Genomic DNA, 15639 nt, shown 5'->3' with positions numbered 1-15639 from the left:
TTATATATATTGGGGTACGCTACTTTACTGTGATTTAGTAGTGTTGATAAGGGAGTTTACAGTTTTTTTTGAATTATGATAGCAACAGTGACAAAAATGGGCAAAAAAAATACAAATTGATTATCCCTAAATGATTTGGATCAAACTTGAACTTGTTGAGCTAATTGATGAATTATCGTCGCTGTCAATCCCCAGATGAGATGCTGCTGATACCAGTAAAAATAGATACGATGTTGCTGACCACGGCGATTAACATCAAGATAATGGTAACTTGAAAGTGAAAGCGCTTCAGATAGAGGAATTTCGAATATTTTAGAAACTTCTGTCGGGTTACTGTGGAGGGATAATCCGGGAGGCAATAATCCGACAATAGGTGTTACCAGATAGCCGCTGATGCTATTTAAAGGAGCCAGTTGTCCTAGAATCTGAACTTTTTGAGGAGGTATGTTAACTTCTTCTTCCGCTTCTCGTAATGCTGTTGCGATTATTGATTTATCTTTAGGATCAGCAACTCCTCCAGGAAAGGCTACTTGACCGGCATGTGATCGTAAGGTATCGGAGCGTCGGGTCAATAATAATGTTGGTTTCGGTTTGCAGATGATCGGTAATAACACCGCAGCATGGCGGTTATTATCTAAAAGCCGTTTAGGTGGTAGTGGAAGTTGTAACTGAAATCTGTTAACGAAATCAGACAGAGATATCATATTACTTTTATTTTCCCTAGTTGTGGCAAAATACGATTCAGCTTATCAAATGTTTCCTGATACTCTTTTTCAGCAATGCTGTCGGCGACGATTCCGCCACCGGCCCAGCAATATATTTGTTCTTTCTCTGTTAAGAGGGTACGAATGGTGATATTGCTATCCATTGTGCCACAGAAACTAATATAACCAATTGAACCACAATATCCATGTCGGCGATGAGGTTCAAGCTCTTCTATTATTTCCATCGCTCTGATTTTAGGAGCTCCGGTAATAGAACCGCCGGGAAAACAGGCACGTAATAGATCCGTGGCATGTTGTTCATTTGGCAATGTTGCGGTGATTGTGCTAACCAGATGATGAACGGCAGGGAATTGTTCAACCATAAATAATTCAGGAACTTTAACTGACCCCGGTGTGGCTACCCGGCCAATATCATTACGCAATAAATCGACAATCATCAGATTTTCGGCCCGGTCTTTTTTCGAAGTCGCTAATTTTTCAGCTTGCAGGGCGTCCTTTTCTGTATCACCTAAGCGTGGTAGTGTTCCCTTAATCGGGCGGGTTTGAATTTGTTTATTTTCCAGCAGTAAAAAACGTTCAGGAGAGACACTGATAACGCTGTTTTCCGGTAAACGAATAAAGGCTGAAAAAGGGGCGCGGTTGCTCTCATTAAGTTTTATGAATGCTTGCCATTCATCTCCTTGGTAATCAGCGCAAAATCGTTGTGCCAGGTTAACTTGATAACAATCACCACTTAACAGATATTGATGAATGCAGTTAATTTTCTCATTATATTGTTTGGCGCTCATATTTGACTGCCATTCACTGGTCAATGTAAAAGCTGCTTTTGGTGAAAGTTGGTGAGAAGTTTGGTGAGAAGTAAGCCAGTTCAGGCGCGTATCAACATCACTGTAACTGCATAAAATCACCTCTTTTTTATGATGATCAACAATCAGTGCCCAGTCATAAATACCTATTGCCATGTCTGGAAATGAGAGCTCATTTTGGGCTTGTGATGGTAATTCTTCAATATAACGCCCAAGATCATATCCCCATAGGCCCAGTGCGCCGCCCTGAAATGGCAAATCAGGATCAAGTTCTGCCGTTATATTTAATTTCTCTAGCTGTCTTTTTAACAGGTAAAAGGGATCTTCTTCAGTAATATAGCTATCGCCATTTTCATTTATTTCAGTTGATTTATTATGACTGAGTAATGTTATCCGTGGCTCTGCAACCAGAATATCAAACCGATTATGAGGATGGTCGGCAGAACCAGAATGGAGCAGCATTGCCCAAGGCTGGTTTGAAATTGGCGCGAAATAGTTGATGGCAGCGTCTGGTTGATAGGGTAATTGTCGTTTTTGTAGTGAAGTACTCATAATGGCGTTGGTTTAGCAGTTGTAATGCAAAAGTTAGTCTTGATTTCAGTCCTTACAGATTAACATAGAAATCCACTCCTGACTTGAGTTAAAAATCGCTATACTCTTCGGCATAGATCACTTTATAGAGGTTATTACCATGTTTTCAGATATGCCAACTTTATCCCATCAGGAACAGCAATTAGCAGTAGAAAAAATTCAGCAATTGATGGTTGAAGGAATGAGTAGTGGGGAAGCGATTGCGTTGGTTGCACAAGAAATCCGTGAACAGCATCGAGGAAAAGAACAGGTTAATGTAGTGTTTGATGATGAAAAATGAACATAATTAAATTATTTATTTAACAATAATCACACATTTATTTTACCTGACATGTTAGGTTAGCTCCATATTTAATCTCTTATTTTGAGATATTAACGGGAGGTAGTATGAAAGCATGTCATATCATTAACAGAGTTGGCCTATCGGGTGCTGCACTTTTGCTCACTGTTTCATTCACAATATCCGCTGTATCGGAGAACAAACGTGTTGATAAATTTATTTCTTGCGATAATTTAACCAAATCGCAAATTGCCGCTCAAGTAAAGCGTGATTTTCTGCAAAACCGTATTCACCATTGGTCAGAAGACAGAACGCAGTTGGGAACGTCTAAGCCCGTGGTGTGGATAAAGGCAGAAAATATTACTGGCGATAAAGATATATTAAAAATTCCGCTGACTGTTCGTGGTTCTAAGCGTGACAAAGATTACCGTGTTGTCGTTGATTGTCAGCAAAATACGATTAGCTATAGCGAATTGAAATAACATTTTCTGCTAGTTATCTCTACCCGTCATTATACCCAATGGATTTCAAGATGCATCGCGACGGCAAGGGAGCGAATCCCCGGGAGCATAGATAACTATGTGACCGGGGTGAGTGAGTGCAGCCAACAAAGAGGCAACTTGAAAGATAACGGGTATAGACGGATACCAGGTTTGGTGTTAGTCAGTAAAGGAAGTGTTATGTCAGAATTGAGAAAATTATATCCGGCTTGTGAAGCTTATCGTTCGGGTTATTTGGATACAGGCGATGGTCATCAAATTTATTGGGAATTGTGTGGTAATCCTGTAGGTAAGCCTGCTGTGTTTATTCATGGCGGGCCAGGCGGTGGTATTGCCTCTTATCACCGTCGGTTATTCGACCTCAAGAAATATCATGTCATGCTGTTTGATCAGCGTGGTTGTGGGCGTTCAAAACCTCATGCCAGCTTGGAAAATAATACCACTTGGCATTTAGTTGAAGATATTGAGCGTTTACGTCAATTGATGGGCGTGGAAAAATGGCTGGTATTTGGTGGTTCGTGGGGTTCAACTTTATCTTTAGTTTATGCCCAGACTCACCCTCAACGCGTTTCTGAATTAGTTCTTCGGGGAATTTTCTTGCTGAGGCCACAAGAGTTGTACTGGTATTATCAGGATGGCGCTTCTAATTTCTTCCCTGACAAATGGCAACGAACGGTATCTATTTTATCGGAGGAAGAACGAAAGGATGTTATCGGAGCATATAATAAGCGATTGACCAGTGATGATCGTCAGGTTCAATTAGAAGCTGCTCGTCTCTGGAGTTTGTGGGAAGGGGAGACGGTAACGTTGCTTCCTTCAGATAGCGTGGAATGTTTTACAGAAGATGAGTTTGCCCTAGCATTTGCTCGAATTGAGAACCACTATTTTATCAATGAGGGGTTTATGAATGAGGAGCAGCAACTGCTGAATAATATTGACGTTATACGGGATATTCCGGCAGTTATCATTCATGGCCGATATGATATGGCTTGTCGGGTGCAAAATGCTTGGGATCTGGCGCAGGCATGGCCGGAAGCGGAATTATATGTCATTGAAGGAGCAGGACATTCATTTGATGAGCCGGGTATTTTACATCAACTTATTAGTGCAACGGATAGGTTTGCCGATCAGTAATTGGATATAACCACCGGTTATCCGGTGGTTACCCATTCTTACTGGCTGATCAGCGGTTTTTGGGCTCGTAGGGTAAACGGGAAAATTGTTTGGATAATTGGCGATAATGCACTAAACGTTGTTGAAAATATTGCCGTAGATGCTCGGATTGCTCTTGTTCAACCGTATCGGGAAGTACTGGCATATTGTAACGTTCCTTAAAAGCTACACCGGAGGCTGCCAAGTCAGCATTCACTTTATCCATATCCTCTGTGGAAAGCTCGGCCAGATTATGTTTCATAAGTGTCTCTCTCATTCACAAAGCGATAAAACTAATCCAGACAGGTTTTTCTGGCAAGGTCTGAATTGATTATTTTATAAATATAAATAATATTCATTATCATTAAATATAAAAATTCTTTGATGGAGATTATTTTGTAAATGTAATTCATTTTCATTTAAATATATTAAATGAGATTCATTTTCATTTTTTTTATTGAAAAATATATTTATATTTCAATGTGATATATATATTTAATTTATTTTCTCTTATTGGGTTTTATTATTTTGATTTAATTGGCATAATACAGGGGAATTAATGACTGGAGTATCCATTATGTTAAACCAAGAAATGATTAATAAATTAAATGAGCAGATGAATCTGGAGTTCTATTCTGCGAATTTATATCTGCAAATGAGTGCATGGTGCAGTGAACAAGGGTTGCCAGGAGCCGCTGCGTTTTTTAAATCACACTCTCAGGAGGAAATGCAGCATATGCATCGCTTGTTTGATTATCTGAGTGATACAGGTGCAATGCCGCGTTTGGGGCAAATTGATGCGCCTTCGGCCGATTATAAATCTATAACCCATGTACTCAATAGCACTTATGAACACGAGAAGTTCATTACTGCCGAAATTAATAAACTTGCTCATTTGGCGATAACCACGCAGGATTATTCTACTTTTAACTTTCTGCAATGGTATGTAGCAGAACAGCATGAAGAAGAGAAATTGTTTAAATCTATCCTTGATAAATTGGATATGGTTGGTGAGGATGGTAAGGCACTCTTCCTATTAGATAAGGATCTGAAAGGTCTGGCTGCTGCAAATCCTGTCTAATGAAATGGAATTAATTAGCCGCAGTAGTCGCAACAACTTTAGGTATTTAAAGTCAATGCTGCGGTTTTCCTTTATTTTTGCGCGATAGTTCACAAGACGTAATTCTCATCGTAAGTTATCGCAGATAAGATAACTCTTTTGATATAAAATGATGACAATTTATAGAGATTCATTTGAAAATTAAGAGGTTATTGATGACCATTAGCGCAATCCGCTCTTTTTGCCGAAAATTATCTGCTTTAATTGTTCTTTTTGTTGGCATATCTTGCCAGCAGGCTTTAGCCCATGCGCATTTGACAGAACAAATTCCGGCAGAAGATACTACTGTAGAAAATACACCGCAGGTAATCACACTAGGCTTTTCTGAAGGTATTGAACTGAATTTTAGTAAAGTAAAAGTGATTGGCCCGGAGAATAGACCCATTAAAACCGGAAAATTGAAGCTTGATCCGGCAACTAATACAAAACTGATTCTGCCTATCGAAGATAAATTAACGACAGGGAGATATGATGTTAACTGGAGCGTGGTCTCTGTTGATGGGCATAAGACTAAAGGTGTCTATAGCTTTACAGTGAAATAATGATGTCTCTGGCGGCGTTGTATATTCTTTGTCGTTTCGCCCATTTTGTGGCAGTTATGTTAATGTTTGGTTTTAGCGTATTTACTGCCATCCTGGTTCCTGAGCGTTTATCTGTTCTGATTGATGCGCGGCTTCGTTTAGGGGTAATTATCAGTACCGTTGTGACATTAATAACAACAATTGGATGGTTGGCAATTCAAGCGGGAATAATGGGTGATGGCTGGCAGGATATTTATAATCTAGAAATCTGGTTGGCAGTACTGGGAACAACTTTTGGTAAAGTTTGGCAATGGCAAATACTGATTTCAATAGTTGCTACGGGGTTTTTGTTTATCAGTAAACAAAAAGCCAGAAATATTCTGATGTTAATCAGTTCTACCGTTTTACTTTCCTGCCATGCCTTTATGGGCCATTCGGTAATGCATGATGGGATGACAGGTATTTTTTCTCAGATTAATCAGGTAATTCACTTAGTGAGTGTTGGGTATTGGTTTGGTGGATTATGGCCCTTTTTGCTATGCCTGCAATTTTTACGGATACACAATGAATCGGCTATAGGGTTGGATAAACAGATTATGATTTCTATGATGCGCTTTTCCACATATGGTCACGTTGCTGTAACCCTGATTATTATGACTGGCATCATAAACAGCTTAATTTTGCTGCCGAACTGGCCGAAATACAGTGGCAGTGAGTATCAAGCTATGCTATGGCTGAAGATAGCCTTGGTGGCGGGTATGGTGATGCTTGCATTAATTAACCGCTATATCTTGGTTCCTAAATTGAAGCAACCTGGCCGCTATCAATTGTTGATTGTCAATAGTTGGGTTGAAATTATTCTTGGAGCATTGGTTTTATTATGTGTTGCTGTTTTTGCTACTTATCAACCGGTTTGATTTTCTTAACTAACTATCTGTCTCAATAAGTGCTATTGGTGTAGTCTATTCTTTCACTCTGAATATAGTGAATTATGGAAGAAGCCGGAGTGTATAGCATAGTATGTGAAAAGATCCACTTCGCTCGCTTTTATATCTATCTTGGTAACTTTATGAAACGTTTACTTTTATTACTTCCCTTGTTTTGTCTCTCTTTTCAAAATGTCGCTGCGCCGATTGAAACGGTGAGTAAGCTACAATTTGGTGATAAATGGGCATTTACACGGGAGGAAGTGATGTTGGATTGCAGAGCAAATAAGGCTCTGTTTGTGATTAATCCAAGTACGCTAGTGCAATATCCATTGAACGATATAGCTACAGAGATGATGAAGGTAGGGAAGGTGAATGCTAAGCCTTTGGATATTATTCTATTGGATGATGGCAAAAATCCGACTCAAAAAATGAGTATAGAGCCATTCCAACAAGCAGCTTTAGCATTGTGCGATAAAAGATAATGTCATTGAGTAAGCGATAGCGTCTATTTGGCTTAATGGAAGATGTTGTTTTTGATTATTTATTATCCAAAAAGTTGGTAAAATGCAAGTATGTCAGCTACGCTTTAAATTGTAAGTTGTTTTACGTCTCAATGACACTTTTAGCGCACGGCTCTTAAGAGCCATTTTCCCTAGGCCGAGTAGAGGAGTCAACTCGGCCTTTTTTTGTCACAAGTTTTGTGGACATCAGGCCACCCTCATAACCCATGCATGTTTTTGTCTGTCATAATGTTTTCTGTAGAGAAGAATGTGTTTGTCGTTTAGTAAGGCGGGAATACTTGTGTGTTCATCCCATCCATCTAACTGCATACAAAGTTCGCGGTCGGAATTACAAGGAATGCTAATGGTGATATCGTCCTCTTCGGAAGGTAAAGAGAGAATAGCATCATCAATTTCGTAGCTGGAAATTCTTAATTTTGTCTGGTTCATGATTATTCCTTAACTTTTAGATAACAGGTAAGACCAGTGTGGCCATCATTGAGGATAGATCAAATAGCTGAGATTTCCAGTAATAATATTTTCTGTGTTGGATAATCGGTAGATGATATTGCTGTTATAATTATCCGTTCTAAAACTTACTCTTGTCATATTGCTTTTTTTATCTTTGTCATTCTTTGACCTTTTATACATTCAGTAGGAAATATTTATTTGGTGTGGTAGTAAGGATTAAAAGTGTTAGGGATGGAGTGGTAAATGCAATAATTCTACAGATAAATTGTTTGAATGTTTTGTTTTTTACTACACAGCGAGTCAACTCTCAAATGAAAGGGGCTAATGAGCGACACTGTTATCAGATAATTGATCTTTATAATTGTGGAAAAATTCAATTTGATTTTATTGTATGAGGGCATAGCGATGCTGACAGTGAATCATATTTGTACTGGTTGCACCTTTGATAATGTTTTGGTGAGTAGTGTGATATCTCACAAGCCTTTACCAGGACTCAATAAATATAATTAAAGAATATCTTATTAAAGACAGTAAAAAATTTACGTCAGTGTGACAGACTGTTAACCTTATTGTTATGGGCATTTGATATTTTTTGATCTAAAAATAGAGATGCGTTTTGTGAATTTCATCGGATAGGTCAATTATGAATAAAAATGAGTTCTATCGGGAGCTTACGGGGGACTTAAAAGCTCTGTTGTCTGGTGAGTATGACTTAATAGCGACGCTGGCTAATGCCAGTGCATTGTTGTATGAACGCTTGCATGACGTTAACTGGGTTGGTTTTTACCTGATTGATGGTGATACGTTGGTGTTAGGGCCATTTCAGGGAAAAATTGCTTGTGTCAGAATACCTGTTGGCAAGGGGGTATGCGGAACGGCTGTATCGGAAAAGCGCATTCAGCGTGTTGATGATGTTCATGCGTTCCCAGGTCATATTGCCTGTGATGCTGCTAGTAACGCTGAAATTGTGTTGCCGTTGATCGTAAGCGATAGAGTCATCGGTGTATTGGATATTGATAGTACGGTCTTTAACAGGTTCGACGAGAAAGACGAATTTGGCTTACAAGCCCTTATTGATGGGCTTTGTGCTCATTTAGAACAGTGCGTTGTGCCTAAATATGTTGAATTGAATGTAACTTAACATATGGATAACGTGGCATTTATCAGCAACGCTATTATAATGACGCCAGTTCATGCCTATGCTGGTTGGCAAAACCGTTGTAATCAGGAAATTTCATGGAAAATCAACCTAAGTTGAATAGTAGTAAAGAGATTATTGCTTTTTTAGCTGAGCGTTTCCCGCTCTGTTTCGTAGCAGAAGGTGAAGCTCGTCCTTTAAAGATCGGTATTTTTCAAGATATCGTTGAACGTATTCAGGACGAAGAGTGTTTAAGTAAAACACAATTGCGCTCCGCCTTACGTCTGTACACATCAAGTTGGCGCTATCTGTATGGTGTTAAAGAAGGTGCGCAACGTGTTGACCTTGATGGTAATTCGTGCGGTGAACTGGAAGCGGAACACATTGAACATGCTCTCCAGCAACTGACTGAAGCCAAAGCACGGGTTCAGGTACAGCGTGCAGAGCAAAGAGCTAAAAAACGTGAAGCTGAAAATGCGGCTGCTGGTGAAAAAAATGAACGGCCTATAGCCAAGAAACCAGCTCCTCGTCGTCGTGCTAACAATACTGAGGGGGAAAAACGGCAGCAACAACCACGCCAACAAAAGCGCCCTCAGCAAGCACGTAAGCCAGTTGCTAAACCTGCTCAACCTGCACCTACTCAGATTGTCGATGTCTCATCGCTGAAAATTGGTCAGGAAATTAAAGTAAGAGTGGGTAAAAGTTCAGTGGATGCTTCTGTGCTTGAAATCGCCAAAGATGGTATACGAGTACAATTGCCTTCCGGTTTGGCAATGATTGTACGCGCAGAACATTTACAGTTCTGATACGGAGGCCAACCTGGGCATGAACAAATTCGTCAGACTGGCTTTTGTCTTAGGTGTTTCAGTTTTTGGTACTTGTTATGCAAATACAAACAGTCCAGTGGCTGTTCCTGTTCGTATTGAACAACTACCTATATTGAAACAAGAACCTCAGCATTCAACAGTGAGCGAGCGGGTAACATCCCGCTTCACTCGTTCTCATTATCGCCAATTTGATTTAAATGGTGATTTTTCGGCAAAAATATTTGACCGCTACCTCAATATACTGGATTACAGCCATAACATATTATTAGCGTCAGATGTTGCTCAGTATGCCGATAAGAAAAATTTGTTAGGCAAGGAATTGGAAAGTGGAAATCTGGAAATTCCATATGACTTGTTTAATTTATTACAGAAACGTCGCTTTGAGCGTTATCAGTACGCTTTATCGCGTCTTGAACAGCCAATGAATTTTGATGGTAACGATACAATTGATGTTGATCGTTCCAAAGCCCCTTGGCCACAGAGTGTGGAAGAGCTAAATAAACTTTGGGATGCTAAAGTTAAGTATGATTGGCTCAACCTCAAGCTCAGTGGCAAAGAAGACAGTAAAATCAAAGAGATGCTTACCAAGCGCTATCAATCTGCGTTAAAACGTCTGACACAAAGTCAAAGTGAAGATGTTTTCCAATTGATTATGACTGCGTTTGCCCGTGAAATTGATCCTCATACCAATTATCTTTCACCACGCAATACTGAACAGTTTAACTCAGAAATGAGTCTTTCCCTGGAAGGGATTGGTGCTGTTTTGCAAATAGATGATGACTACACGGTTATAAATTCTTTGGTTGCTGGTGGACCTGCCGCCAAGAGCAAAGCATTAAATGTGGGCGATAAGATTATCGGTGTTGCTCAGTCAGGGAAATCTATGGTGGATATTATTGGCTGGCGTCTGGATGATGTGGTTGCGCTGATTAAAGGTCCTAAAGGAAGCAAAGTGCGACTTGAGGTTATTTCTGATACCAAAGGGGCGAAACCACGTATTGTTACTTTAACTCGTGAGCAGATCCGTTTGGAAGATCGGGCTGTGAAGATGTCAGTTAAGACAATCGGTCAGGAAAAAGTGGGCGTTCTTGATATCCCCGGTTTTTATGTTGGTTTGACTGATAATGTTAAAACCCAATTACAAAAACTGACCAAACAGCATGTCAGTGCTATTGTCATTGATTTGCGTAGCAATGGCGGTGGCGCTCTGACAGAGGCGGTTTCTTTATCAGGCTTGTTTCTCCCAAGCGGCCCGATTGTCCAGGTTAGAGATAATAATGGAAAAATCCGTCAGGATTCTGACACCGATGAAGTTGTGTACTATAAAGGGCCTTTGGTTGTTCTGGTAGACCACTTTAGTGCGTCTGCTTCTGAAATTTTTGCCGCTGCGATGCAGGATTATGGGCGAGCGTTGATTGTTGGTGAACCGACTTTTGGTAAAGGTACAGTTCAGCAATATCGTTCTTTGAGTCGTATTTACGATCAAATGATGCGTCCTGATTGGCCATCACTGGGTTCTGTCCAATATACGATTCAGAAGTTCTATCGTGTGAATGGCGGTAGTACTCAGCGTAAAGGGGTAACTCCTGATATCGTAATGCCAACGGGGGTTGATCCGGCAGAAACGGGGGAAAGTTTCGAAGATAATGCTTTGCCTTGGGATAGCATTCCTCCTGCCCGTTATACAGGGTCTAAAATTATTGCTGCATTGGTTCCTCAGTTGAATACCGCTCACAATGCTCGCATTACAAATGATTCAGAATTCAAATATATCAATGAGGATATTGCTCACTATAAGACGATGAAAGAGCATAAAAATATTGTTTCTCTGAACTATGCGCAAAGGGAGAAAGAGAATAAAGAAGCGGATGCTCTGAAGTTGAATCGTATAAATGATCGCTTTAAACGCGAGGGTAAAAAGCCGTTAACTTCACTGGATGATTTACCTAAAGATTATCAGGGGCCAGATCCCTATCTTGATGAGTCAGTGAAGATTGCTCTTGATTTAGCGCATCAACCTGCTGAGAAAATGTTAGCTAAATCTAAATAAAATAATGGGTTAAAGCCTGTCAATGATTAATGCCCAATACCGTTCGCTTAGGATGTTTTGAGTGAACGGTATATACCTTATGGATTTCAAGATGCATCGCGACGGCAAGGGAGCGAATCCCCGGGAGCATAGATAACTATGTGACTGGGGTGAGCGAGTGCAGCCAACAAAGAGGCTGCTTGAAAGATAACGGGTATATTGGGCTTTCAGTAACATGAATAGTCTTTTTAGGGTGTTTTTTCTTTTCAGGAAAGATGAATTGTTTCACATTTTCTCAGCATTACCGGGGATTGGAGTATTTTGTTTAACCAATTGGTGTTAGGCTGATGCGAGTTTTTTTATGATTTTGTAAAGTTGTGTTGATTTTATCGCTTAACAAGTTAAAAACCTTGAATATAGCGAGAGCAGCCTTATTTATAGAGTAGTTCTGAAAGTGCATTGATTATTAATAAAGGAAGCCAGTTTTTATGATGCGAATTGTTTTGTTCCTCCTCACTAACCTCGCTGTTATGTTGGTGTTCGGGATAATACTTTCTTTGACAGGAATTCAGGGGAGTAGTGTACAAGGTCTGATGATTATGGCTGGCCTGTTTGGTTTCGGTGGGGCGTTTGTTTCCCTATTGATGTCCAAATGGATGGCCCTGCGTTCTGTGGGTGGTCAGGTCATAGAACAGCCAGCAAATGAAGTTGAACATTGGTTAGTTGAAACTGTTCGCCGTCAAGCGGAACAGGTCAATATTGCCATGCCTCAGGTTGCGATTTATGCCGCGCCTGACATTAACGCATTCGCGACCGGAGCGCGTCGTAATGCTTCTTTAGTCGCTGTCAGCACTGGTCTATTGGACAACATGAGTAGGGCAGAAGCAGAAGCTGTTATTGCTCATGAGATTAGTCATATTGCTAATGGTGATATGGTGACGATGACCTTGTTGCAAGGGATAGTAAATACTTTCGTTATCTTTATTTCTCGTCTATTGGCTCAGGCTGTATCAAGCTTCCTGTCTGGCAACAATGATGAGGAAGAGAGTAACTCCTCTGGCAATCCGATTGTTTACATGGTTGTTTCAATGGTGTTGGAAATAGTATTTGGTATTCTGGCGAGCATTATCACAATGTGGTTCTCTCGTTATCGCGAGTTCCATGCGGATGCAGGTTCTGCCAAGTTGGTCGGTCGTGAGAAAATGATCGCCGCTTTACAGCGCCTGAAAACCAGTTATGAACCGCAAGAAGAAGGCAGTATGATGGCGTTCTGTATTAATGGTAAATCAAAGACATTCAGTGAGTTGTTTATGTCTCACCCACCATTGGACAAACGTATTGAAGCGCTGCGTAGTGGACAATATCTGAATAAATAATATTGTGAATAAAATAAAAAGCCGGGGGAATCAATCCCGGCTTTTTTTGTAGTTTTTGAAGTTGAATTACAGTTGGCTTAATTCAACCTGTTCTTCCTGATCGAAGATAGTCTTATCAGTTTGTCCCATCAGTTGGCTGGTAATAGTGCCAGCGGTCATTGAACCACTTACATTCAGTGCTGTGCGGCCCATATCAATGAGAGGCTCAACAGAAATCAATAGAGCAATCAACGTTACCGGTAATCCCATTGCGGGTAAGACAATCAATGCCGCAAACGTAGCGCCGCCGCCCACACCGGCAACGCCAGCAGAGCTGATAGTAACAATGCCAACGAGTGTTGCAATCCACATAGGATCGAATGGGTTTATACCTACTGTTGGAGCAACCATTGCTGCCAACATGGCGGGATAAATCCCGGCACAGCCATTCTGGCCAATTGTTGCTCCGAAAGATGCTGAGAAACTGGCGATTGATTCTGGTACGCCAATACGGAGTGTCTGGGTTTCGACATTCAGAGGAATACTGGCTGCGCTGGAACGGCTGGTGAATGCGAAGGTCAATACCGGCCAGGTTTTTTTGAAAAATCTAAATGGATTGATGCCGATGAGAGAGAGCAGAACCCCATGAACAACAAATACTAGCGCTAGCGCAATGTAGGATGCGATAACAAAGGTTCCCAGTTTTGAAATTTCATGGATATTAGAGTTGGCGACAACTTTGGTCATTAGAGCCATAACACCGTACGGCGTTAAGCGCATAACCAGACGGACCAGTTTCATGACCCATGCTTGTATGGTATCGATGGCGGCTAATATGCGTTCACCCCTCTCATGATCATCTTTCAACATTTGCAGGGCTGCGATACCTAAGAAGGTTGCAAAAATAACAACGCTGATAACAGAAGTTGGATTAGCGCCGGTTAAATCTGCAAATGGATTTTTAGGAATAAAAGATAAAATCAGTTGTGGTACAGATAAATCAGAGACTTTGCTGACGTAGTTGTTTTCGATGGCAGACAGGCGGTTTGCTTCTTGAGGACCTTGAATCAAACCTTCAGCAGTCAGGCCGAACAGGTTGATAATCATGATACCGATAAGCGCTGCAATCATTGTAGTAAATAGCAACGCTCCAATGGTTAGAAAACTGATTTTTCCTAGAGAAGATGCTTTGTGTAATTTGGCAACTGCACTCAAAATAGAGGCAAATACCAGAGGCATAATGACCATTTGTAGAAGCTGTACGTAGCCATTACCTACAATGTTGAACCATGATATAGATTCCTTCACTATGGTACTATCAGAGCCATAAACTAGTTGCAGTGCTAAGCCAAAAATAATGCCAATGGCAAGGCCCGCAAAAACCTTTTTCGACAAGCTCCATTGCCGTGAACTGGCTTTTGACAATAGCAAAAGCAGTGCTACGAAGACGAGCACATTCGAAATGAGTGGAAAATTCATCCCCAAACTCCAGAATTCAATTTAGTTAAGTTATAAGCTGTATCGAACCGTGTAAGTTTGCAAACGAACACATTACAACAAGCAGTTGGGGAATATAGTACCAGCTTAAACTATTCTCATTTATAACTATATAGAATTTAATATAACAAATGTGACTTTTAAGATTTATTTTTAGTCAATTAGAGCATTATAAATAGAGATCTTTGATACGATTTATGTAAAAAAGTATAGAGTATTCAATATTTTCCGGTAGAAAAACGGCAATAACGATTAATAGGGCGGAAATAAACCTTTCTGCTTTTTTGTTTCCTTGTTTGCCAAGCACAGGTAGACAGAAGCGTATTTTGATTGGCCATAATAACGGCACCCCAGCGGGTGTTAGCATATCTGCAATCAGATGGCTCAAATAGCCAACAATCATGGCATGAAAAAAATCAGTTGGGATTAACCACTCTTCCGGTATTTTTAGCCAAAATAAAGTAATCCCTAATATGAGAGCAAGTAAGCTGTGAGTAAATCCTCTGTGACCACAGAGTTTGGCAATAGGAATGGAGATAAATCTGAATAACCTACCCAAGGTTGAATTAGGGTGATCGATATCGGGCAACAAGGCAGTAAGCAACACCCCTGGTAGCATATGCAACCAGTCTCCATTAGCTATCTCCGGCGTTATTTCTAGCTTGTGTGCCAAAATAATGCTGGCAACCGAAAATAAAAGATGCCCTTCTGCTGTCATAAATTCCTCTGACTAATGACTGTCTATCCATACAGTCGGCGAAGTATAGAGGGTTTTATGTGGGTAAGATAGAGGGTAAAAAGTAAAAATATCTTATTTATTAATATATAACGTTAATATTTAATTAAATTTTTATTTGACAGAATAAGACATAAGCGCTACGGCTATTGTGTGAACAATAAGAAACTGCCATCGACATAAATGATGGCAGCTAAAGTTATAATCAGATGATGTTCGTTACAGTTAGTTGTTCGAGTGAACGTAGTTTAATATCTGCTAAAACCCAACGCGGATCATCAAAATGATGAGCTGATGGCACAACAATTGAACGCATTCTTGCAGCTTTCGTTGCTATCATTCCATTGAATGAATCTTCCAGAGCTACACAATTTATCGGAGCGATATCCAATAGGGTTCAGAGTCAATCAGTAAACCGTCCATATCGAAAATGGCCGCTTTTATTGGTAAATGAAAGGACAT

Annotated in this window: 17 protein-coding genes and 1 pseudogene; 11 read left to right on the top strand and 7 right to left on the bottom strand. The window is 40.3% G+C overall.

What is annotated here, in order from left to right:
- Positions 1–140 precede the first annotated feature (140 nt).
- Both OO184_RS23380 and pabB read right to left on the bottom strand, forming a co-directional pair.
- The gene (locus tag OO184_RS23380; RefSeq protein ID WP_265381223.1) at positions 141–704 is read right to left on the bottom strand and encodes a CoA pyrophosphatase; all 564 of its coding nucleotides are present in this window, start codon (positions 702–704) and stop codon (positions 141–143) included.
- Complete coding sequence (gene pabB, locus OO184_RS23375; RefSeq protein ID WP_265381222.1) at positions 701–2083, bottom strand: aminodeoxychorismate synthase component 1; 1383 nt, start codon at positions 2081–2083, stop codon at positions 701–703. Before pabB ends, OO184_RS23380 begins: the two co-directional genes overlap by 4 nt.
- A 139-nt stretch (positions 2084–2222) precedes the next feature.
- Here pabB and OO184_RS23370 point away from each other — a divergent pair, with 139 nt between their 5' ends.
- The 3 genes from OO184_RS23370 to pip all read left to right on the top strand — a co-directional run bounded on the left by OO184_RS23370 (position 2223) and on the right by pip (position 4036).
- Positions 2223–2402: a YoaH family protein gene (locus tag OO184_RS23370; RefSeq protein ID WP_036781980.1), complete on the top strand. Its 180-nt coding sequence runs from the start codon at positions 2223–2225 to the stop codon at positions 2400–2402.
- A gap of 107 nt (positions 2403–2509) precedes the next feature.
- Positions 2510–2884, top strand: a complete 375-nt coding sequence (gene yebF / locus OO184_RS23365; RefSeq protein ID WP_265381221.1) for a protein YebF — start codon at positions 2510–2512, stop codon at positions 2882–2884.
- Between the two features lie 198 nt (positions 2885–3082).
- Complete coding sequence (pip, locus tag OO184_RS23360; protein ID WP_265381220.1) at positions 3083–4036, top strand: prolyl aminopeptidase; 954 nt, start codon at positions 3083–3085, stop codon at positions 4034–4036.
- A gap of 49 nt (positions 4037–4085) precedes the next feature.
- Here the strand turns inward: pip and OO184_RS23355 are convergent, their stop codons facing one another.
- The gene (locus tag OO184_RS23355; protein WP_265381219.1) at positions 4086–4316 is read right to left on the bottom strand and encodes a DNA polymerase III subunit theta; all 231 of its coding nucleotides are present in this window, start codon (positions 4314–4316) and stop codon (positions 4086–4088) included.
- Between the two features lie 315 nt (positions 4317–4631).
- On the opposite strand from OO184_RS23355, the gene ftnA reads away from it, so the two are divergent.
- The 4 genes from ftnA to OO184_RS23335 all read left to right on the top strand — a co-directional run bounded on the left by ftnA (position 4632) and on the right by OO184_RS23335 (position 7106).
- On the top strand, positions 4632–5135 hold the full coding sequence (ftnA, locus tag OO184_RS23350) for a non-heme ferritin (protein ID WP_139656279.1): 504 nt from the start codon (positions 4632–4634) through the stop codon (positions 5133–5135).
- A 194-nt stretch (positions 5136–5329) separates the two neighbouring features.
- The gene (yobA, locus tag OO184_RS23345) at positions 5330–5716 is read left to right on the top strand and encodes a CopC domain-containing protein YobA (RefSeq protein ID WP_049581252.1); all 387 of its coding nucleotides are present in this window, start codon (positions 5330–5332) and stop codon (positions 5714–5716) included.
- Between the two features lie 2 nt (positions 5717–5718).
- Positions 5719–6612 (top strand): copper homeostasis membrane protein CopD, encoded by an 894-nt coding sequence (gene copD, locus OO184_RS23340; RefSeq protein ID WP_265381224.1) that lies wholly within the window; start codon positions 5719–5721, stop codon positions 6610–6612.
- A gap of 152 nt (positions 6613–6764) precedes the next feature.
- Entirely contained in the window at positions 6765–7106 is a 342-nt protein-coding gene (locus tag OO184_RS23335; protein WP_088374431.1) for a YebY family protein, read from the top strand.
- Between the two features lie 225 nt (positions 7107–7331).
- Here OO184_RS23335 and OO184_RS23330 read toward each other — a convergent pair whose 3' ends face one another.
- Positions 7332–7574 (bottom strand): DUF1480 family protein, encoded by a 243-nt coding sequence (locus tag OO184_RS23330; protein WP_049581254.1) that lies wholly within the window; start codon positions 7572–7574, stop codon positions 7332–7334.
- Between the two features lie 664 nt (positions 7575–8238).
- Between OO184_RS23330 and msrC the strand changes: the two genes are divergently transcribed.
- The 4 genes from msrC to htpX all read left to right on the top strand — a co-directional run bounded on the left by msrC (position 8239) and on the right by htpX (position 12965).
- Entirely contained in the window at positions 8239–8736 is a 498-nt protein-coding gene (gene msrC / locus OO184_RS23325) for a free L-methionine (R)-S-oxide reductase MsrC (RefSeq protein ID WP_265381218.1), read from the top strand.
- Between the two features lie 95 nt (positions 8737–8831).
- Positions 8832–9539, top strand: coding sequence for an RNA chaperone ProQ (gene proQ, locus OO184_RS23320; protein WP_265381217.1), 708 nt, complete (start codon positions 8832–8834; stop codon positions 9537–9539).
- 19 nt (positions 9540–9558) lie between these two features.
- Positions 9559–11610 (top strand): carboxy terminal-processing peptidase, encoded by a 2052-nt coding sequence (gene prc / locus OO184_RS23315; protein WP_265381216.1) that lies wholly within the window; start codon positions 9559–9561, stop codon positions 11608–11610.
- A gap of 467 nt (positions 11611–12077) precedes the next feature.
- Positions 12078–12965: a protease HtpX gene (htpX, locus tag OO184_RS23310; protein WP_265381215.1), complete on the top strand. Its 888-nt coding sequence runs from the start codon at positions 12078–12080 to the stop codon at positions 12963–12965.
- Positions 12966–13031: 66 nt separating this feature from the next.
- Here htpX and OO184_RS23305 read toward each other — a convergent pair whose 3' ends face one another.
- The 3 genes and pseudogenes from OO184_RS23305 to OO184_RS23295 form a co-directional block, all read right to left on the bottom strand.
- Positions 13032–14423: an L-cystine transporter gene (locus OO184_RS23305; protein WP_265381214.1), complete on the bottom strand. Its 1392-nt coding sequence runs from the start codon at positions 14421–14423 to the stop codon at positions 13032–13034.
- Between the two features lie 187 nt (positions 14424–14610).
- Positions 14611–15159, bottom strand: a complete 549-nt coding sequence (locus OO184_RS23300) for a metal-dependent hydrolase (protein ID WP_265381213.1) — start codon at positions 15157–15159, stop codon at positions 14611–14613.
- Positions 15160–15382: 223 nt separating this feature from the next.
- Positions 15383–15568: pseudogene (locus OO184_RS23295) on the bottom strand (hexitol phosphatase HxpB); the annotation flags it as partial.
- Positions 15569–15639: the final 71 nt, after the last annotated feature.

Origin of the sequence: Photorhabdus aballayi (assembly GCF_026153155.1) — a bacterium.
Lineage (GTDB): Bacteria > Pseudomonadota > Gammaproteobacteria > Enterobacterales > Enterobacteriaceae > Photorhabdus > Photorhabdus luminescens.
The sequence above is the reverse complement of the archived record's forward strand: the minus strand, read 5'-3'. Positions and strand labels throughout refer to the sequence as shown.